Origin of the sequence: Luteimonas terrae, assembly GCF_031457535.1 — a bacterium.
GTDB classification, from domain to species: domain Bacteria; phylum Pseudomonadota; class Gammaproteobacteria; order Xanthomonadales; family Xanthomonadaceae; genus Luteimonas; species Luteimonas terrae_A.
The window spans coordinates 210,033-230,154 of the sequence record NZ_JAVDWO010000008.1 but is presented as its reverse complement, the minus strand read 5'-3'; the positions used below and the strand labels follow the sequence as shown (position 1 = coordinate 230,154).

Annotated in this window: 14 protein-coding genes; 11 read left to right on the top strand and 3 right to left on the bottom strand. The window is 68.0% G+C overall.

Annotated features, from left to right (window positions below):
• The 4 genes from J2W68_RS11540 to J2W68_RS11525 form a co-directional block, all read left to right on the top strand.
• Positions 1–2,559: Ig-like domain-containing protein (locus J2W68_RS11540; RefSeq protein ID WP_310235993.1), on the top strand; the 2,559-nt coding region annotated here is incomplete at its 5' end.
• A gap of 14 nt (positions 2,560–2,573) precedes the next feature.
• The gene (locus J2W68_RS11535) at positions 2,574–6,263 is read left to right on the top strand and encodes a hypothetical protein (protein WP_310235990.1); all 3,690 of its coding nucleotides are present in this window, start codon (positions 2,574–2,576) and stop codon (positions 6,261–6,263) included.
• 259 nt (positions 6,264–6,522) lie between these two features.
• Entirely contained in the window at positions 6,523–6,870 is a 348-nt protein-coding gene (locus J2W68_RS11530; RefSeq protein WP_310235988.1) for a hypothetical protein, read from the top strand.
• Positions 6,871–7,172: 302 nt separating this feature from the next.
• Positions 7,173–9,083 carry a putative bifunctional diguanylate cyclase/phosphodiesterase gene (locus J2W68_RS11525; protein ID WP_310235985.1) on the top strand — a complete coding sequence of 637 codons (1,911 nt, stop codon included), beginning with the start codon at positions 7,173–7,175 and terminating at the stop codon, positions 9,081–9,083.
• A 63-nt stretch (positions 9,084–9,146) separates the two neighbouring features.
• On the opposite strand, the gene J2W68_RS11520 is transcribed toward J2W68_RS11525, so the two are convergent.
• Complete coding sequence (locus J2W68_RS11520) at positions 9,147–10,262, bottom strand: sensor histidine kinase (protein ID WP_310235981.1); 1,116 nt, start codon at positions 10,260–10,262, stop codon at positions 9,147–9,149.
• A 240-nt stretch (positions 10,263–10,502) separates the two neighbouring features.
• Between J2W68_RS11520 and J2W68_RS11515 the strand changes: the two genes are divergently transcribed.
• The gene (locus J2W68_RS11515; RefSeq protein ID WP_310235978.1) at positions 10,503–11,483 is read left to right on the top strand and encodes an NAD(P)H-quinone oxidoreductase; all 981 of its coding nucleotides are present in this window, start codon (positions 10,503–10,505) and stop codon (positions 11,481–11,483) included.
• 165 nt (positions 11,484–11,648) lie between these two features.
• On the opposite strand, the gene J2W68_RS11510 is transcribed toward J2W68_RS11515, so the two are convergent.
• A complete protein-coding gene (locus tag J2W68_RS11510; RefSeq protein WP_310235975.1) occupies positions 11,649–13,529 on the bottom strand; it encodes a tetratricopeptide repeat-containing diguanylate cyclase in 1,881 nt (626 codons plus the stop codon).
• A gap of 147 nt (positions 13,530–13,676) precedes the next feature.
• On the opposite strand from J2W68_RS11510, the gene J2W68_RS11505 reads away from it, so the two are divergent.
• The 5 genes from J2W68_RS11505 (at position 13,677) to J2W68_RS11485 (ending at position 18,976) form a co-directional block, all read left to right on the top strand.
• A complete protein-coding gene (locus J2W68_RS11505; RefSeq protein ID WP_310235972.1) occupies positions 13,677–15,008 on the top strand; it encodes a sensor histidine kinase in 1,332 nt (443 codons plus the stop codon).
• Positions 15,005–15,358 (top strand): hypothetical protein, encoded by a 354-nt coding sequence (locus J2W68_RS11500; RefSeq protein ID WP_310235969.1) that lies wholly within the window; start codon positions 15,005–15,007, stop codon positions 15,356–15,358. Before J2W68_RS11505 ends, J2W68_RS11500 begins: the two co-directional genes overlap by 4 nt.
• The gene (locus J2W68_RS11495) at positions 15,355–15,867 is read left to right on the top strand and encodes a CIA30 family protein (protein WP_310235966.1); all 513 of its coding nucleotides are present in this window, start codon (positions 15,355–15,357) and stop codon (positions 15,865–15,867) included. Before J2W68_RS11500 ends, J2W68_RS11495 begins: the two co-directional genes overlap by 4 nt.
• A gap of 543 nt (positions 15,868–16,410) precedes the next feature.
• Positions 16,411–17,622 (top strand): S41 family peptidase, encoded by a 1,212-nt coding sequence (locus tag J2W68_RS11490; protein WP_310235963.1) that lies wholly within the window; start codon positions 16,411–16,413, stop codon positions 17,620–17,622.
• Between the two features lie 151 nt (positions 17,623–17,773).
• Positions 17,774–18,976: a serine hydrolase domain-containing protein gene (locus tag J2W68_RS11485; protein WP_310235960.1), complete on the top strand. Its 1,203-nt coding sequence runs from the start codon at positions 17,774–17,776 to the stop codon at positions 18,974–18,976.
• Here J2W68_RS11485 and J2W68_RS11480 read toward each other — a convergent pair.
• Positions 18,933–19,337 (bottom strand): hypothetical protein, encoded by a 405-nt coding sequence (locus tag J2W68_RS11480; RefSeq protein ID WP_310235958.1) that lies wholly within the window; start codon positions 19,335–19,337, stop codon positions 18,933–18,935. The two genes, J2W68_RS11485 and J2W68_RS11480, sit on opposite strands and share 44 nt — an antisense overlap.
• Before the next feature lie 166 nt (positions 19,338–19,503).
• Here J2W68_RS11480 and J2W68_RS11475 point away from each other — a divergent pair, with 166 nt between their 5' ends.
• Positions 19,504–20,112, top strand: coding sequence for a hypothetical protein (locus J2W68_RS11475; protein WP_310235956.1), 609 nt, complete (start codon positions 19,504–19,506; stop codon positions 20,110–20,112).
• The last annotated feature ends 10 nt before the right edge of the window (positions 20,113–20,122 follow it).

Below are 20,122 nucleotides of genomic sequence, written 5' to 3'. Positions count from 1 at the left end.
GCCGAGGGTGATCCGTCGGTCGGCAACATGCTCGACAACGACACGGTCAACGGTGTGCCGGCAACGCCGGAGACCGTGACGATCACCGTGGGCACGCTGCCGCCTGGCATCGTGGCCGACCCGGTCACGGGCGTGGTGGGTGTCGAGCCAGGTACACCGGCGGGCAGCTACACCTTCGAATACACGATCTGCGAAGTGCTCAACCCCGAGAACTGCGATACGGCCACGGTGACCGTGGTGGTCGAAGCGCCGGAGATCGTCGCGGTCGACGACAGCGCGACCACAGAACAGAACACGCCGGTCACGATTCCGATCCTCGACAACGACACGCTCAATGGCGTGCCGGTGAATGCCGAGGACATCACGATCGTCGAGGTCACGCCGCCGGCCAACGGCAGCATCGTGATCCAGCCCGACGGCACGGTGATCTACACGCCCAACCCCGGCTTCTCGGGCGAAGACAGCTTCGAGTACCAGATCTGCGAGATCAACAATCCGGCCAACTGCAGCACGGCCACTGTCACGATCACCGTGCTGCCGAATGTGGTGGAGGCGATCGACGACGATGCAGGCACCGCCGAGCCCGGCGTGCCGACACCGGTGGTGGTGGTCGACAACGACAGCAGCACGGGTGCACCGCTGGATCCGGATTCGGTCGCGCTGGTAACCCAGCCGGAACATGGCGTCGTGAACTGCGCGAACGGCATCTGCACCTACACGCCGGCGTTCGGTTTCAGCGGTGAGGACAGCTTCGTCTACCGCGTCTGCGACACCTCCTACCCGACCGCGATGTGTGACACCGCGACCGTCACGGTCCGGGTCGAAGGCACCGCGCCGCTGCGCCTGACCAAGTCGGTGTCGGTGCGTGAGGTCAAGGTGGGTGACCTGGTCCGCTACACCGTCGCGGTGGAGAACGTCAGCAATGCGATGGTCACCGGGGCGACCGTGCTCGACACGCCGCCGCAGGGCTTCAGCTACGTCGATGGCTCCATCGCAAGTGAAGACGGTCGAGCGCTGACGGTCTCGGGTTACAACCCGATCCGCATCGCCAGCCTCGACCTCGCGCCAGGCGACACCGTGTCCGTCAGCTATCTGTTGCGTGTGGGCGCAGGCATCCGTGCCGGCAGCCACGTCAACCAGGCGGTGGCACAGAGCGAGGGTGGCGTGCCGCTGTCGAACATCGCCACCGCACAGGTCTCGACGGCGTTCGATCCGATGCTCGACGACAGTCTGGTGTTCGGCACTGTGTTCGACGACCGCAACGGCGACGGCTGGCAGGCAAGTGCGGCACTGCGCGGCGTGCGTGTGCAGGGTGGTTTCGCACCGGGTGCCTACATCGCCGGTTCGACGACGATCGACCGCGGCGACGGCCCGCAGCCGCTCGCCGATGCCAGCGCACCGCTGCTGCACGGTGTGGCGCTCGACACGATTTTCGGCCGCCAGTCGGTGGCCGACCCGGTCGAAACGCACCAGATCGTGATCCGTCAGCGTCTGCGCAGCGCGGCATTCACAGACGACTTCGCGCTGACCAGCGGTGACGGTGCCACGCTGTACATGGCCGCCGACGGCAGCACGCGCCTCGAGCGCAGCGGCGATGTGGCCAAGGGACTGTCGGCCGCCGAGCCGGTCGTCACCCGCCGCGTGTCGCAGGACGGCGACGGTGTGCTGGTCGAATACGTCATCGGCAACGCCGGTATCGACGAGCGCGGCATCCCGGGCGTGCGTATCGCGTCGGTGGAAGGTCTGCTGATCGAGACCGACCAGTACGGCCGCTATCACCTGGTCGACGTGCCGGGCGGGCACGCGATGCACGGGCGCAACTTCATCCTGAAGGTGGATCCGTCCACGCTGCCGCCGGGTACCGAGTTCACGACGGCCAATCCGCTGGTGCGGCGCGTCACCCCCGGTCTGCCGGTGCGTTTCGACTTCGGCGTGCGACTGCCGGTGGTCGAATTGCAGGGCGGCAGCGAAGTGGTCGAGCTGGAGCTGGGCGAGGTGTTCTTCGCCCCGCACAGCAGCGCGCTGCGCGAGGCTTATCTGCCGGCGATCGAGGCGATGGCCGGGCAGATCGAGCGCTACCGCGGCGGCCATGTGGTGGTCAACGGCGAGGGCGAGCACCAAGCGCTCGCATTCGCCCGCGCCGCCGCTGTGCGCGATGCATTGCAGGCGCGGATCACGCCGACGGCGGCCGAAGCGCTGCGCGTCGAACTGCGCACGCAGGTCAACGATCCGCACGCACTGGTGGCTGGTGTCGACAACAGCGGCGTGCTGCTGGGCACGGTGCTCTTCGATACGGACAAGTCGGACATCCGGCCCGAGTTCGAGGCACTGCTCGATGTAGTCGCGCGTCGCCTCGAAGCACTGGGCGGCGGGATGGTCGGCATCGTGGGCCACACCGACGTGCGCGGCTCGCATGCCTACAACGTCGATCTCGGTCTGCGCCGTGCGCAGTCGGTGTTCGACGCGCTTTCTGGGCGATTGAGCCCACAGGTACGGGCCAAGACCCGGGTGGAAACAAGCAGGGATCCGGCGGCTTCTGTCGGGGAGGCGCGGAAGTGAAAGGGGACCGGATTATGAAGAGAAAGCTGCTCGACGCAGCGCTGCTGGCGATTCTGGCCGGCGCGGCATCCACCACCGCGGTGGCGCAGGACGCCACTGCAGGTGCAGGGGCGACCGGCGCGGCCGGTGAGGGCGCCGCCGCGATGGATTGCGACGCCGACGGCTGCCGCAGCGAAGGCGACCTGCTGTTCCGGCTGCGGACACGCAGTTACGACCAGCCGGTCACGCAGGGCACCAGCGAGGCGTCGTCGTCGCAGGCGCTGCAGCCCGATCGTCGCGTGAGCATTGCGTTGGAGCAGCCGGGCCGGGCGACCGCGATGGGCCGGTTCTCCGTGCAGCTGCCAGGCGGCGGCGCGATCTGGGCAACCGAAGATCCCAATCTCGGTCTGCCGGAACTCTCGGTCTCGGCGCCGACCATGGTGCCGTTCGAGGACGGACGCATCACCCGGCCGGTGCGTTTCTACGCCCGCAGCAACTACATCGATTTCGTCGACCGGTTCGAGGTGACGCTCTATCGCGCTACCGACGCCGATCTGATCGAACCGATCGCCCAGTTCGCGCTGCCGCGCACTGCGGTGGCCGATGCGGAGTGGGACGGTGCGCTGCCTGCAGGGCGCCAGTACCGCGCGGGCGACGAACTGGTGTACGTGCTGCGTGCCTACGACGCGGCCGGCAACTTCGACGAGACCTTCGTCAAGCGCCTGCAGCTGGTGACGCCGGCCGAAGCCGAGCGCGGCGCGCAGACGCTGCGTCAGAGCACCGAGCGTGGACTTGGCCTGGCGCTGGACGCCAATCAGGCCGAGACGCAGGCGCTGGTCGACAACGTGTTCTCCGGCAGTGGACTGCGCCAGCAGAACATTCCCGTCTACGGCTCGCGCGTGCGCATCACCGGCCGCAACCTGCCCGAGGGCCAGTCGCTGCTGATCAATGGCGAGCCCTATCCGGTCGACCTGGAGCGCAAGTTCGTCGCCGAGTACCTGATGCCGATCGGCCAGCACCGCTTCGACATCGGCCTGCGGGGCCGCGGCGGCGAGGTGTCGACGCATGCGCTCGATGTCGACGTCAGCGGCCGTTATTTCTTCGGCGTCGGCATCGCCGATGTCACCGTGTTCCAGAACAAGGCCAGCGGTCCGGGCCGCGAGATGGCATTGGCCGGCCGCGAAAACGACATCCTCAGTGATGGCCGCCTGGCGTTCTACGGCAAGGGCAAGATCGCCGGCAAGTACCTGATCACCGCGCAGGCCGACACCCAGAACCGGCCGCTCAGCGATCTGTTCGACGGCTTCACCTCGGCCGATCCGCAGGACATCTTCCGCCGCGTCGATCCGGACCTGTACTACCCAACCTACGGCGACGACTCCACGACCTATCGTGATGTCGACACCATGGGCCGGTTCTACATCCGCATGGACTGGGACAAGAACCAGGCGCTGTGGGGCAACTTCTCGACCGGCCTCACCGGCACCGAATACGGCCAGTACCAGCGTGCGCTCTACGGCGCGGCGCTGGCATGGCGTTCGCGCCAGTCCAATGTCTGGGGCGATCCGGGCACCGAGCTGCGCGCATTCGTATCCGAGGCGCAGACCGCGCCGGGCCACAGCGAGTTCGTCGGCACCGGCACCAGCCTGTACTACCTGCGTCACACCGACGTGCTGCCCGGCTCGGAGCAGGTCGTGGTGGAAGTCCGTGATCCGACCACCGGTCGCGTCGAGGCGCGCACCGTGCTGCTGCGCGGCGCCGACTACGAGATCAACGAACTGCAGGGCCGAATCACCCTGTCGCGTGCATTGACGCAGATCACACACGAGAACCTGCCGACGATCACCCGCGACGCACCGCTCGACGGCTTCGAGCAACGTCTGATCGTCGACTACGAATGGGTGCCGAACGGCTTCGACCCCGACGAGATCACCGTCGGCGCGCGCGGCAAACACTGGTTCGGCGATCATCTCGGCGTCGGCGCCACATGGGTCGACGAAAGCCGGGCCGGCGAGGACTACACGATGATGTCGGCCGACATCACCTTGCAGGCCGGCAAGGGCACCTACCTCAAGCTCGAGCACAGCCGCACCGAAGCCACCAGCGCACCGGTGTTCTTCTCCGACAACGGCGGTTTCACCTTCACCCAGCTCAATCCGGTTGGCCCGCGCGACGGCGAAGCCAGCGCGGTGGAAGCCCGTGCGAACTTCCGCGAGCTGGGCTGGACAACCAGCGACTGGAGCACCGGGGTCTGGTGGCGCCGCGTCGACGCCGGCTTCTCGGTCGCGCGCTTCGACATCGGTGCCGATGTCGAGGAGTACGGGGTCGAGGTGCTCGGCGAGTTCGGTCGCGATGTCGGCGTCTACGCACGCCACAGCCGCGCCGAGCGCGGCGCCGAGACGCTGACCCAGTCGCAGGCGACCACCGAGTGGCGCCTGTCCGATGTCAGCACGCTCGCAGCGGAACTGCGGCGCGTGGAAGAAGGCCGCATCGGCGGCGATGCCACCGGCACGCTCGGCGCGCTGCGTTACACGCAGCGCTTCGGGACCGCGCTGGATGTCTACGGCACCGCGCAGTGGACGCTCGACGACGAGGGCGGCTATGTCGACAACGACGCCTATACCCTCGGTGGCCGCTACAACTTCGCCAACCTGTCGAATGTCGGTGCCGAGGTCACAACCGGCGACCGCGGTGACGCCGCGCAGGTCAATGGCGAGTACCGCCTGACCGCGCAGCACAGCTTCTACGGCGCCTACACCTATTCGACCGACGCCACCGAGTACGACCCGTTGTTCAACCGCGCGCAGCAGAACGGCTGGACGCTGGGACAGCGTTGGCGCCTGTCGAACCAGGTCAATGTGTTCAACGAGAGCCAGTTCCTCAAGTCGCGCAATGAGTCCGGTCTGGCGCATACCTACGGCATGGACTTCTATCCGGCGATCGGGTGGAACCTCGGCCTGACGCTGTCGGACGGCGAACTGACCAATCGCGACGGCGGTCAGGTCGACCGGCGCGCGGTCAGCGTCTCCGGCGGCCGCACGTCGCCGGGCACCGACTGGCAGAGCAAGGTCGAGTGGCGTGAGGACACCGGCGCGGAACGCCGCACGCAGTGGATCACCACCAACCGCGTGCAGCACCGCCTCAACGAAAGCTGGCGCGTCGCCGCCCGCTTCAACTACGCCGATACCCAGGACGATCTGAATCCGGCCGCAAGCGCGAAGTTTATCGAGAGCAATCTCGGCTTCGCCTACCGTCCGTGGGACGGCTCGCGCTGGGGCCTGTTCGGGCGCTACACCTACCTGTACGACCTGGCCACGCTGGGCCAGATCGGCGGCGCGGACTACGACCAGCGATCGCAGGTGCTCTCGCTCGAAGGCGTGTACCGCATCGACGACCGCTGGGAAGTGGCCGGCAAGCTCGCACGCCGCGAAGGCGAGGCGCGCTTCGGTCGCGGCACCGGCGAGTGGTTCGACTCGGCGACGACCTTCGCCGCCGGCCAGCTGCGCTACGAGCTGCTGCACAAGTGGCACGCGCTGGCCGAGTACCGCTGGCTCGACGTCGACAACGGCGGCACGCGCCAGGGCTGGATGGCGGGCGTCGACCGTGACATCGGCCGCAATTTCCGCGTCGGCGTCGGCTACAACTTCACCGATTTCAGTGCCGACCTCACCGATTTCGACTACGACCATCGCGGGTTCTACATCAACTTCGTCGGCAGCTATTGATCCGGCTGCCTTCGCGTACACGCGGCATGTTCGAGGCCGTCGCGGTTGGTGTCCGGCAAACGCCGGGCATCATCCGCGTTCGCGGGAAGCCGTGGGCCAAGGTTCGCGCGCGTATCCGGTAGCGGGAATATGCCCGCGGCGGCACTGGGGCCCCGGCACACCACGCGGTCGCCGGCCATCACCGGCACTGTTCCGGGCCATCTGCAGGTGGCCGCGTCGCGTCTCATCCGCTGAGCGCGCCGCGCGACACGCTGCCTGCATGGACTGGCAGTGCAATCCCCTGCTGCGGGAAGAAATCACGGTGCGCCGTCGGCCGCTGCGGCCGATGCCGGCGCTCTATGCATGGTCCGCGTGTGCCGGCGTCGTCATGCTGACCTGGCGCGGCAAGACGGTCGGCGCGGTGTATCCGGGTGGGCGCTACTGGCTGACGTGGCGGCGGCGGACCCATGCCGGCACGGCGGCCTCGTCGTCGCAGGCCAGACGGTTCATGACACGCTGGCTCCGCGCGCGGCGCGATGCCGCGCCGGTGATGGATGCGGACCTGCCACCGAAGGCGCTCGTGCCGCTGGAGACATTCCTGCGCGAATACGAGGCGCAGGACGCCTGAGGCCGCGGGACCCGGATGCCCCTCCGCCCTCCGCGGAATCGCGACGGCTGCCGCTGCGCCGTCTCCTGTGACATGGCAGTCGCAGTCACACGCAGATGGGCGGGCATCGGCAGGCCGCAGTGCGTGGCTGCGCACGCCTGCGCGGCGGACGGCGGGACGGGCTGCAGCCTTCGCGTGGACGTGTCTGCCGATTGCCACGACGGGTCTCTTTTGGGCGTACTGTGCGGAACGCGTGTTCGGCACATCCACGGGATGTCTCCATCACGCCTCGAGGCAAGCGAGGGGGTCCAGTGACGCTGCAGATGTTCAGGCCTGCCCGGGCGTCGGCCTCGCAATCGGACGACGCCGATGCGGGCGAACGCTTCACCCGCGCACTGGTCGCGCTGACGCGTACGGTCTGGAGTCCCGACTGCACGTTCGAGACGGCCATTGCGGCCATCTGCCAGACCGCGGCCAGCGCGCTGCAGATCGAGCGTGTCAGCGTGTGGCGCTACGACGCCGGTGAACGCGTCCTGCGGTGTCTGCACGCCTACGACGCCATCGCTGGGCAGGGCATTGCCCCCGATGCACTGGAGACGCTGCCACTGGACGAGGACGACTACATCGCCTCGTTCGACGACGTGCGCACGCTGGAAGTCGCGGTGTTCGAACGCGATGCCTGGATGGCCCGGTCGCATCTGGCCTTGCGCGATTATCTGCAGCGGCATCGCATCCATGGCGTGCTCGATGCGCCGGCGTTCGTAGGCGGCGCACTGCAGGGCATGGTCTGTCACGAGAGTCTGGCCGGTGCGCGCATCTGGTCGCGGGCTGAAACCACATTCGCGGCCAGCATGGGCGATTACGTGGCGATGGCGTTCGAGATCGCCCGGCGGCGGCGGGCCGAGGCCGAAGTGGAGCATCTGCGCCTGCACGATGTCGCCACCGGCCTGCCCAACCGCGCCTACATGATCGAACTGATCCGGCAGCGCTTTATCGACGGCCCGTCCCGCCGGCACGAACTGCTGGCGGTCGTCCACGTGCAGGTCGACGTGAGCACCGGACGCGGCTGTTCGGCCGGTGCACCGAGCGCGGACACGGTGATGGGGCGCATTGCCCAGGTGCTGCGACCGATGATGGGCGTCGACACCGAACTCGCCCGGACCGGCGTCGATGGTTTCAGCTTTCTGGTCAGCACCCATGCCTCGAACCGCACGGTGATCCGCCTGGCGGAAGCCATCCTCGGCATGCTCGAATCCATGGACTGGCCGCATGCCGATCTCGAGCCCGGTGCGAGCATCGGCATCGCGGTCGCCGAGCAGGCCGGCGCCCGGAATCCCTTGCTGCTGTTGCAGCAGGGCGAAGAGGCGGCCGCGCAGGCGCGCGCCGCCGGGCGGTTCGGCCACGCCGTCTACGACACCGAACACCACACGGCGTTGCTGGAGGCGCTGCGCTTCGAACGCGCGATGCGTGATGGTTTCGCCAGGGGCGAATTCGAGGTGCACTACCAGCCCGAGTACGACACGGCCCTCGGGCAGTGGGTCGCAGCCGAAGCCCTGCTGCGCTGGCGCGTCGGCGGTGCGCTGCGGACGGCGGCCGAGTTCATCGGCGTGCTGGAACCATCGCGACTGATGCCGGCCGTCGGACGCTGGGTGCTGCGTCAGGCCTGCCAGGACGCCGCAGCCTGGCCGGCGCGCGCGGGCGAGGGGGCGCCGGGCGTACGGGTCAACGTGTCGGCGCGGCAGTTCGACGAGACCGGTCTGGTGGAAGACGTCCAGGCGTCGCTGGATGCATCGGGGCTCGATCCCGCGCGCCTGACGCTGGAGCTCACCGAAACCACGCTCATGCGCGACATCGACCATGCGCTCGAGATCCTCCGGCCGCTGCGCGCGCTCGGTGTGCAGGTGGCGATCGACGACTTCGGTACCGGCTATGCCTCCCTGGTCTACCTCAAGCGGCTGCCGGTCGATGCGCTGAAGATCGATCGCGAGTTCGTCCAGGGCATGCCCGACAGCGCGGCGGATCTGGCGATCGTGCGGGCGGTCATCGGTCTGGCCGAGGCGTTCGCGATCGAGGTCATTGCCGAGGGTGTGGAAACCCCCGCGCAGGCTGAGGCCTTGAATGCGGCCGGCGTGCATCGCATGCAGGGCTGGCTGTATGGCAAGGCGATGCCCAACATCGAGCTGTGCCGCATGCTCGGCGTGAAGCTCGGGCCGACGGACACGTCGCCGGACTGACCAGGGCGCGTTCCCGTCGGCAGGTCTTGCCGGCGCGGGGGTCAGGCGCCGAGCGGCGGCGCCTTATGCGTCGCGCGGCAATGCGATCAGGAATGTGGTGAAACCGTCCGCCGATGCAGCGCTGACCTTGCCCCCGTGCGCGGTGACGATCTCGCGTACCAGGAACAGACCCAGACCCAGACTCATGTGCTCGCCGGTCGAGGCGTTCTTCGCCCCGCGTCGCAGGGGGTCGAACATCGCATGCAGGTCGTCGCCGGTGAGCGTAGCGCCGGCATTGCGGACCGACAGTCGCACGTGATCCGCATCGCCCTCGACGTCGACCCACACGTCCGAGCCTGGATCGCCGTATTTGGCGGCATTGGTCACCAGGTTGTGCAGCGCTTCGCGCAGGCGCGAGGCATCGAACCGGCCCTGCGTGGTGCCGGATGCGCCAAACCGGATCGCGGTGCCGGGTAGCGCGGCGCGCAGCAGTTCGATCTCGTCCACCAGCACATCGCCGAGGTCGCACAGGTCCCGGTCCAGCACCATGCCGGCGCCGAGTTTGCTCTTGCTGTAGGCCAGCAGGTCGTTGAGCAGTTTCGACATCCGTTCGGCGCCGACCAGGATGCGCTCGGCATGGCGGGCGTACGGGGTGTCGCGCGTCTTCTCCGCCAGCACGTCGGCGGTGAACACGACCGCCGTCAGCGGGCCGCGCAGGTCATGCCCCAGTGCACCGAGGAAGATCTGCCGCCACGATTCCACTTCCGTCGAGTACTCGGCCAGCGATTCGGCCACGGCCTGATCGATTGCCTCGTTGAATCGCACCATGTCCTCGATCGAGTCCCGCGAAAGCGTCTCGTCGGCAGACCACAGGTGCAGCACTGAGGCGCGCAGGGCCCGGTACTCGGCCACCATCTGGTTCACGCCAAAACCGGCGATCGCACGCGTGCGGCCGTGATAGCTGGCGGCCGATTCGGGACCCGCCTGGGGCGGGGCGCGGCCCTCGGCCTTGGCCTGCTGCGCGCTGCTGCTTTGCGGGCTGCGCATGTCGGTCACGATCGCCTTGAGGATCTGCGGCAGGTGATTGCGCAGTTCCTTCGCGCTCAGTTCAACGCCTGCAGGTGCCTGCGTTCTGGCGAACGCCTGGGCGGTTTCCAGGATCTCCCCGGCGTTTTCTTCAATGAAATCCGCGAGTCGCATGTGAAATTCTGGCGTCCTTGTAGAGGGCTAGATTACAGGGGGGCCTGCGCCCGTTCCATCCACCACGGCAGCAGGCTGTGAGCGGCCAGGGATGATGAATGGGCTTCTGTGATGATTGCGAGCCGGACGTTAGTGCGCCGTATGCGCACGGCGGCGGCAGAGCACAACACCCGCCCGCGACGCGCACGTCCCTACGCTGTCGCGTTCTGCGAGCCACGCTCGCGCCTGCAGGACCTTGCCATGCCAGAGCCGATAATGACCGCCATCGCCATCCGGGGCGGCACAGGCGATGCCGCTGCCTTGCATCCGGTGCAGCTGCCGCGGCCCGTGCCCGGGGATGGCGAAGTGCTGATACGCGTGCGTGCGGCCGGCGTCAACCGGCCCGACATTGCCCAGCGCGGCGGCAAGTACCCCCCGCCGCCAGGTGCGCCCGAGACCCTGGGTCTCGAAGTCGCCGGCGAGATCGTGCGCGGCGCCGGGCGCTGGAAGGAGGGCGATCGCGTCTGCGCCTTGCTGGGCGGTGGTGGTTATGCCCAGTACGCGGTGGCCGATGCCCGCCATGTGATGCCGATCCCGGACGGCCTCGACTGGGCGCACGCGGCGGCGCTTCCGGAAACCGTGTTCACCGTCTACGCCAACGTGTTCGAACATGGCGCGCTGCAGCCGGGCGAATGGTTGCTGGTGCACGGCGCGACCTCGGGCATCGGCGTGGCCGCGATCCAGATGGCGAGGGCCGCCGGCGCCCACGTGCTGGCAAGCAGCCGCGGCGCGGACAAGGCGGCGCGTACGCACGCGCTCGGCGCGGATGTGTCGGTCGACACCACGACGATGGATTTCGGCGCGATCGCCAAGGAGCACGGCGGCATCGACGTGGCGTTGGACATGGTCGGTGCGCCCACGTTTGCAGCCACGCTGGATGCGTTGAACCCGAAGGGCCGCATCGTCTATATCGCCACGCTCGGCGGCCCAACGCTGGACGTGCCCGTCATGAAGTTGATGCAGAAACAGGCCGTGCTCACCGGTTCCACACTGCGCCCGCGCAGCGCCGACGAGAAAGCACGTCTGGCGGTGGCGGTCGAGCGTGTGGTCTGGCCGTGGATCGCCGAAGGCCGCGTCAATGCGATCATCGACCGGACGTTTCCCCTGGCCGAAGCCGCGGCCGCGCATGCGTATCTCGAAGACGGTGAGCATTTCGGCAAGGTGGTGCTGGAGGTCGCGTGAGCGCAGCCGCGGTCGCCGCCTGCCGGCACCGCGGGCGCGCCACGCGGCACCTGTTCGGCACCGCGGGAACCGGCACCACCCGCGACCGGGCAGTGCCTGCCGATCTGTTCTCATGCGGCCCGTGGTTCGCGTCGCATGCGGGGCCGCCGTCACTCGGTGCTTCTTCTATTCGGGCGCCGCGTCGCCGAGTGCGGCGGCTGCCAGCGCGCGCGCCGGCCACTGCAGCGGACGGCTCGACTGGATGCGCAACCAGCCGTTGTCGGCCGCACGCATCGGGTCGTGTTCAACCGATGCCAGCGTGGCATCGCTGACCCCGGCCGCATGTCCCCACAGCACCGCCCACCCGTCGCGGCCGCTGCCCTTGACCGCCCGCAGAGCGCTGTCGGCAATGCGGATGCCGGCCGGCAGGTGCGGCGGATCGCCCGGAAAGAACGGCACCGGCGCGGCGCCGATGGAGACTGTGACCGACACGCGCTGCCCGTCGTCCAGAACGACGCTGCCATCCCGCACGCCCGCCCGCACGTGTTCCGCAAAGCGGGCCGCACCGTCGAGGTCGGTGGCCGGACGCGCCACCAGGAACTCTTCGCCGCCCCAGCGCGCCACCAGATCGCCGGCATCGCAGGCCTCGGTGAGCCACGTCGAGATCGCAGCCAGGACCGTATCGCCCTCGGCGTGGCCGTGCCGGGTGTTGATCGACTTGAAATGATCCACGTCGATCAGCAGCAGCAACATCCGCTGCCCGTCAGCCGGCGCCGGCAGGGCGGCGAGGCGTCGGAGCATCTCGCGGCGGTTGAGCAGGCCGGTGAGCGGGTCGGTCGCGCTGAGGTGGCGCAGACGTGTATGCGTCCTGCGCTGGTGGACACCGACCACGCCGACCAGCAGGATCACCATCGCTAACGCCACCAGTGCCAGATCACGGCGGCGGTTCGCCTGGCCCAGTTCGATGCGCTGCCGTTCGCTGCGGTGCGCACTGGTGATGTCGTCGATGCTGTCCTGAAGCACCGCCAGTTGCGCCATGTTCTGCCGCTGCGTCCGCGCCGCCGCCATCTCGCGTTCGCGGCGCAGCAGGGGGAGGGCGGCGGCCGGGGCGCCCGCCGCCTCATGGACTTCCGCAAGCAGCAACAGCGCCTCCATGGTTTCCATCTCGAACCGGCCTGACTCCATCAGCAACAGCGCAGCTTCGGCATGCGTGCGCGCCCGGTCCAGCTCGCCTGTCTGCAGATGCACGCGGGCCAGACGCAAGCGTGTAATGGCTTCGCCTGCAGAATCGCCGACGGCGTGCTGCTCGGCGTGCAGCGTCTCGAACACGGCACTCGCCCCCGCGATGTCGCCGTCGAGGCGCTGGACTTCGGCCAGATGGCTGCGCACCCTCAGCACCGTTATCCCATGTGCCTGGCGGTTCGCATCTGACAGCAGGCGTTCGAGCTCGGGGCGCGCCTGTTGATGTCGACCCATCAACATCAGCGTATACGCATGGGCATAGGCGCCGTCGAGCTGGAGCCGAGTTCCCGGCGGCGCCAGGTCACGCACCTGCTGAAAGTACTCAAGTGCGCGTTCGTTGTTGCCCAGTTCGATCGCATGGACGTTGCCTATCCCGAACAACGCGATCGTCTGCGAAGAGCGATCGTCGAGCTGGATGGCCAGCGTCTGGGCTTCGGTCAGGCGCTCGAGGGCCTCGGTGACGCGTCCCAGAAACTGCAGCAACGGGGAGATGCTCACAATCGCCTGCAGCCGCTCGGTCTCGTCCAGGTTTCCGGAGTCGGCGATCGCCAGCACCCGGTCGACCGCTTCCGCGGTACCCGCGTGATCTCCAAGCAACTGCCGAGAAAACGCGAGACAGGCTTGCGCACGTGTTTCCACGCGCGGTGACAGCGCCGGTCGATCGAGCATTTCCAGCGCGATCTCCACGCTCTGCTTCGGGTTGCTTCGCAACATCTCGAAGCAGCGTGCCAGTCGTGCCTCGTCCGGGTTGATCGAAGGAATCGTCTGTGCCTGGACGAGGGATCCGATCCCCAGCAAGCAGAACAGCAGCAGCGCACGGTCCATCGTGAACCCGGTGGTTGGTGGGCGGGCTAGGATACCCTTGTGCAACGCGCCCGAACGACCCTGTGAAGACCGTATGAGTGATCCAGACACGGCGCAGTGGTCGGGATCGCCGGTTCCGTTTGAACGCGTGCATCCGGGGGCGCCACGATGAGCACCGCTGTGGACGCAGCGAGCCGGGTCTTGCGCGAGCGCAATGCGCCGATGCTCAAGCTCGTTCTGGTGCTGACTGGCGTCTTCCAGCCGCTGATGCTGGGCTATGCATTCGTCGGCCCGCAGGCGGCGTCGCTTGATCCGGTTGCGGTCTGGCTGGCGATTATCAATACGGGCTTCGTATGGACCTGCTACCTGGTGGTCCTGCGAGGCCGCACCCGTCTGGCAGCGTCGCTGTTCGTCGCGGGCACGCTGGCCCTGCTGACGGTTGCATATCTGCGCTGGGGGCTGCGCCTGCAGCTGGCCCATCAGGCCACCCAGATCGTCCCGGTGCTGGTCTGCGGCCTGCTGCTGCACCGCCGGGCCCTCTGGCTAACGGCCGGTTGGCTCATTCTGATCGTGTGTGCGGGCGCGTGGCAGGATGCCGCCCGTGCCCTGTTCCATCCCGAAGCGTTGTATTTCGCAATCAGCGGCGCGTTGGCAAGTGCATTCGCTTTCCTGGTCATTGCGATCTTTCTTGACCGCGCCGTCAGCGCATTGCGCGACAGCCTGGAGATGGCGGTGCGCCGCGCGAACGAACTGGCGCGCAGTCGCGACCGTCTGGAACTGGAGATCGCCGAAAAGATTCGATCCCAGGCGCAACTGGTGCACGCCCAGAAAATGGAGGCTGTAGGCCGCCTGGCCAGTGGGCTGGCGCATGACTTTAACCACCTGCTCGCGCTGATCCTGGGATACGCGGACCGGGGCCTGCACGCCACCACCGTGGCCGAAACCCACCGGGCGCTGGCGGGTGTGGAGGCGGCAGGACGCCGGGCCACGGCCACCAGCAAGAAGCTATTGGGGTTCAGCCGCCAGGATGTCGCCCATGTGGAGGAATTCGACGCGGTGCTGGCGCTGCGCGAGATGGAGCCGGTGCTCAAGCAATTGTTCAACCACCGCGCCCGGGTGCACATCACGCTGCCCGAGCACGCGGTTCGCATCCGGTTCGACCGTGCCCAGCTGGAACTCGTGGTGCTCAACCTCGCCGCCAACGCCGACCATGCGATGCCCGATGGCGGCAGGTTCTCTCTGTCGGGATGCGTGGGCGCAGGAGGCCAGTTCGAGTTGCGCTTCACCGATTCCGGCCATGGCGTGCCGGAGGCGGTGCGCGCGCGGATCTTCGAACCCTTCTTCACCACCCGGCCGAAGGAGCTGGGCACCGGCCTGGGTCTGGCCGTGTCCGCGGACCTCCTCCGTGATCAAGGTGGGACGCTCTCCCTGGAAAACACCTCGCCGGCTGGAAGCACGTTTTTGATCACCTTGCCGGTCATCGCGGAGACCCAGGCGTGACCGTCTGCCAGGTCGCGCGTTGTGGCGCGCGCGCCGGGCCGTTATCCGATCCATGGTGGAAGGTGATTCGGTCCGGACGCGATCCGCGCGTGCCGACGAGCGACCACGCGCGCGCATCGCGTCCGGCGCTGAACCCGGCGACGCTTGCAGGCGCGACAGGACATCAAATGCGCAAGTTGGCGCATGCACATTCGATGCGTCTCAGCGCGGCCCGAGCAAACCGCGGCGACGCGTACCGGAACCTGGAGCGCGCGCGGCGCAAGGTGCGGGCATCCGCAAACGGATGCGTCGCGCAGGCAGCCGTTACGAGCGAAGCCCATGTCGACGCTCCCTGGGCGGCGGTCGCATGAGCAGACCATCTGGAGTGTTTCCAGTCGGTCTGCACGACGCGCGCTGGATCACCCTCGACGACGATGTGATGGGCGGGCACTCGTGCAGCCGCGTCGACGTGCGTGATGGCGTGCTGACATTCGCCGGCACGACATCGCTGGAAAACAACGGCGGCTTCGCGTCGATCCGCGCACGCGGCGCGTTCGATTTCAGCGCCGCCGCGGTCATGTGCCTGCGGGTCCGCGGCGATGGCCGCGCCTACCAGTTGCGTGTCGCGACCGATGCGCGACACCGTGGCTCGAACGTGTCGTGGCGGGGCGATTTCACTACCCGCGCGGGCGAATGGACCGAGGTCAGCGTCGACTTCGCGCAGATGCAGCCGACGTATCGCGGCACGGTGCTCGAGGGGCGGACGCTCGATCTGTCCAGGGTCGAGGAGATCGGCCTGCTGATCGGCGACGGGCGTGCCGGCGATTTCGCACTCGATGTGGCCTGGATCAGGCCGCTCGCGTCGGCGCGCGACGCCTGACGCAGACCGCACACGCACTGCCGAACCGGATGCATGCGCGGGTCGGCGTGCGTCGCATGACCGAGACGCGCACGCCGAGCCTCGTTCGGTAGGGACGATCCGCATGTCACCCGGCACGCCGTTGGCATTGACGCTGACGGCATGCAGCGATTCGGCGTATGCCGTGACGTGATCGCTTGTCGTCCGTCCTGCACGGTGACCCACGCCTCGAGCTGCCGGTTTGTGGGAAGCCGACGCCGGTGGTGAGGCCTGACAGCACCTGATACCGGCGAGCCGTTCGCGCCTGCGGCGTACTGCGACCCTGCCCCCCCCCACCCCAGCACCCCCGCAGCCCCGAACCCGTGCCGGGTCGCTGACGTGGTCAGCTCGGCTAGGATGCGATCCGACGGGTACATGGAGGTCGACCGAATGCGTCTTGCAGGCGTACTGATTGCATTGTGTCTCCCGTGGGGCGCCGCACAGGCGGCCACGCCTTGGGCGGCGACGGGTTCCCACGCGAATGTCCAGGGCGCGGGCGACCCGACCCGGCCGGAAGGCGCCACGTTGACACTGGCTGCCGACACCGCGGGGCCGGAAGGCTTCGCCGGCGCGATCACGTCGGTGGACGCGACTGCGTTTCGCGGGCAGGACGTGGAACTGTCCGGTTCGCTCGATGTCACGCAGGGCGCGGGCGCAGCAACGCTCTGGTTGCGGGTTGAGGGTCCCGATGGACGCCTGGCGTTCCGCAGTACGGATGGCCGCCCGGTCACGCAGGATGGCGACGCGCAGCGCCGCACGCTGCGGCTGCACGTACCGGCTGCCGCCACCATCCTGAAACTCGGCATCACGCTGCAGCCTGCAGGTGCGGTGCGTGCCGATGCGGTGACGCTGAAAGCGCTGCCCGCGCCAGCGGACACGGTATCCGCCTATACGCTTCTCGAGTCCGCGATCGCGACGATCCGCGCGCATGCGCTCAATGCATCGCGTGTCGACTGGACGGCGCAGCAACGCGCGCTGACCCCGTCACTTCAGGCGGCGCCTGCGCGCGACGCACATGACGCGATCCACGCGCTGCTCCAGGCGCTGCGCGACCGGCACAGTGCGCTGTTGTCGGCACATGACGACGCGGAGTATCGCGCCGACGCGATCGCCACCCAGCCGGTCGCATCGCGGGTCGTGGATGGCGTGGGGTATCTGCGGCTCCCCGGTCTGCGCGGCGCTGACCGGGCTGCAGGACGTGCCTTCAGCGAATCCGTCTGCCAGGCCATCGCCGTGCACGCATCCGAGGCGTCCGCGGGCTGGATCGTCGATCTGCGCGACAACGGCGGCGGCCGCATGTGGCCGATGCTCGCCGGCTTGCGCCCGCTACTGGGCGATGTGGAGATCGGCGCCTTCCGCGATCGGACAGGCCAGTCGAGTCCGTGGACGCCCGACAAGATCGACGCGTGCGGCGCACACCTTGCCGGACGTCGCGTGGCCGTGCTCATCGGTCCTGCCACTGCCAGTTCCGGCGAGGCCGTCGCTGTTGCGTTCAAGGGACGCCCGGACACGCGCTTCTTCGGACAGCCGACGGCGGGTCTGTCGACAGCGAACCAGCGTTTTCCGCTGCCCGGTGGCAGTGTGCTGATGCTGACGACGGCGGTGTTCGTCGATCGCGCAGGCACGGTCTATCCAGCGGGTGTCATTCCGGATGTCCGGGTCGACGCCGAAGCGGACGCGGTCGCGGTGGCGTCGGTCTGGCTGAAATCAATACCGCCTGCAGGCGCCGTCCCTTGACGACTTGATCTACATGTCGATCTGCACGTGACATGCGTGCGGGGACTGCCCGGGAAAGCAGGCTTTCCGCGACCGACAGTGACTTTCGGCACGCGGCTTTGACTACACGTGTAGTCAAAATATGTGCTCACGTTCGCCCAGGAGTTTTTCAATGCGCGCCATGTGGGTCTCCGCCTGTCTCGTGTTCGCCGTCCCGGCCGGCCTTGCGGCGAATCCGCCGCAGGTTCCGGACGCCCTGACGACCATCGAGGCAAAGGCAACCGCGACGCACTCGGATGCGCTGCTCATCCAGCGGGGCAATGAAACGCTGCTTGAGATGTACGCGTGCCCGACGCCCGAACCGGTCGCGTTGATGTCGGCGACGAAGTCGATCGTCGCGCTGGCGATCGGGCTGTTGCTCGAGGACGGCAAACTCGATTCGATCGACCAGCCGGTCAGCGATGTATTCCCGGAATGGGCACAGGGTCGGAAGCGCGACATCACCATCCGCATGTTGCTCGACCACACCTCGGGTTTGCAGAACGTACCCAACGCGGGCGTCGAACTCGAAAGCGCGCCGGACCTGGTGCAACTCGCGCTTGCGGCGGAACTGGCCAGCGATCCCGGCAGCAGCTTCGCCTACAACAACAAGGCGACGAACCTGCTGACGGGAATCGTCGGCAGACTCGCCGGCGAGCCGATCGATACCTATGTCGCCACACGCATTTTCGCGCCGCTGGGCATCACGCAGTCCACGTGGATGCGCGACGAAGCCGGCACGCCGATGGGCATGGCCGGCTTGGCCATGTCCGCGCGCGACCTCGCGAAAGTGGGGCGCCTGCTGCTGGACAAGGGCGTCGCGCCCGGCGGCGAACGCATCCTTGGCGAGGCTTTTGTCGACATGCTCACGGCGGAAAGCGCGCGTTCGGCCGATGTCGGCCTGCTGTGGTGGCGCAACGCGGCGTGGGAGCGCTACACGCTCAAAGACGATGCGGACGCGTTCCTCGTGGACAAAGACGTGGCTGCGGATGTGCGCGAGGCGGTGGTCGCCGCGACGGGCCGTACGTTCACCAGCAAGGGCGAGCTGATCGACTTTCTGTCGCAGAGGCTCGGGCCGGCCTGGGGCGACCGTTACGGCGCCGAGATCACCAGGCGCGGGATCCGGCTCACCGATCTGTTCGCCCAGGAACGTGGGCCGACGCAGGCGTATTCCGCCAACGGCTATCTGGGCCAGTATCTGGTCATCGTGCCGACGCAGGACATCGTGGCAGTGCGGCAGATCCACCGCCGCGAGACCCACGCCTTTCCAGACGATGACTACGCGGATTTCGTCAGCGACGTGTTGCGGCTCGCGGAAGTAATCGAAGCGCCGTGATCCCGAGCTTGAAACACCGCGCGCATCGTGAAGATGCGCGTGGCGACGCATCGCGTTCCGCGTACCACTCCGCATACGGCGAGTTCTTGACCAGAGACCGGGTGTAGTCCTGCGCGCCGTCGGTCCACCACACCGGCCCGCGTTCGCCGAGTGCGTGCTTGGCGGCGTCGACGTCGCGGCGCGCATCTGCCAAGGCCTCGGCCTCGTTTGATCGCTTCGCGTGTTTGACCGCGCGGCGCGCATCCATCAGCGCGTCGACCAGACGCTGGCGTTCCGCTTCGGGAAGGCTCGGATTGCTGGTGCGCCACAGACGGTCGCGTACGATCAGATAGCGGCCATCGGGCGTTGTGAGTTGCGGCATACGGTGTGCGCAGCGAGCTATGACGATGCGCCGAGTGTAGGGATCGCGTTGTGTGCGCACGGCATGTGCGCGTCGATGCGCGCTTCACGGAATGCGAAGGCGTGCGCGGCGACGATCGACGCTCCCGGCCGCCGGTGTCGTCGCGGCCGCAACGCAGGAGGTTCGCATGTCCCAGACGCAATCCGTCGCCGCTCAACCCACGTCCATCGCCAAAGCTCTGGCCATTGCAGTGTGCGCCACCGCCTTGCTCGCGGCGTGCGCGCCGGCGAATGACGCTGCATCACCTGCTGCCGATGCCGAAGTGCCCGCAATCGCGCCGACATCAACGGCCGCCGACGATGTGGCGCCCGAACCTGCTGCACCTGTGTCGGACGCTGCGAGTGGAACGGTCGGCGGCGACGGCTCACAGATCGTGCTCGACACGCTGGGCGAAACCGACCTGGGCAGCGCGAATCTGGCCGGCGAACTCGCCTGCAGCTTCTCCGAAGACGACCAGCCGCCATTGCTGTATGCCATGGGCGTCGTCGGTTCCCAGGACCCTGCGCAGGGCATCGTGAAGGTCGCCGGCTATGTCGAACCGGTGCGCGCGCCGGGCGGCTTCGATGGCATGACGCAGAACCCGACCTTCACCGGACAGGGCAAGACCATCCGCATCGAAGAGACGGGCGAGGCGATCGGCGGTGGCGAATCGCCGCCGCGGCCGGCCACGCTGACCTACCTGCGCGCCGATGGCGCGAGCCGCACCATCGAGGGTCGCTGGCAGTGCGGCCCCTGAGGACGCAGTC

Coding starts and splice junctions, on each gene's coding strand:
- J2W68_RS11535 (WP_310235990.1), top strand. CDS start 2,574: ATGAAGAGAAAGCTGCTCGACGCAGCGCTGCTGGCGATTCTGGCCGGC.
- J2W68_RS11530 (WP_310235988.1), top strand. CDS start 6,523: ATGGACTGGCAGTGCAATCCCCTGCTGCGGGAAGAAATCACGGTGCGC.
- J2W68_RS11525 (WP_310235985.1), top strand. CDS start 7,173: ATGTTCAGGCCTGCCCGGGCGTCGGCCTCGCAATCGGACGACGCCGAT.
- J2W68_RS11520 (WP_310235981.1), bottom strand. CDS start 10,262: ATGCGACTCGCGGATTTCATTGAAGAAAACGCCGGGGAGATCCTGGAA.
- J2W68_RS11515 (WP_310235978.1), top strand. CDS start 10,503: ATGCCAGAGCCGATAATGACCGCCATCGCCATCCGGGGCGGCACAGGC.
- J2W68_RS11510 (WP_310235975.1), bottom strand. CDS start 13,529: ATGGACCGTGCGCTGCTGCTGTTCTGCTTGCTGGGGATCGGATCCCTC.
- J2W68_RS11505 (WP_310235972.1), top strand. CDS start 13,677: ATGAGCACCGCTGTGGACGCAGCGAGCCGGGTCTTGCGCGAGCGCAAT.
- J2W68_RS11495 (WP_310235966.1), top strand. CDS start 15,355: ATGAGCAGACCATCTGGAGTGTTTCCAGTCGGTCTGCACGACGCGCGC.
- J2W68_RS11485 (WP_310235960.1), top strand. CDS start 17,774: ATGCGCGCCATGTGGGTCTCCGCCTGTCTCGTGTTCGCCGTCCCGGCC.
- J2W68_RS11480 (WP_310235958.1), bottom strand. CDS start 19,337: ATGCCGCAACTCACAACGCCCGATGGCCGCTATCTGATCGTACGCGAC.
- J2W68_RS11475 (WP_310235956.1), top strand. CDS start 19,504: ATGTCCCAGACGCAATCCGTCGCCGCTCAACCCACGTCCATCGCCAAA.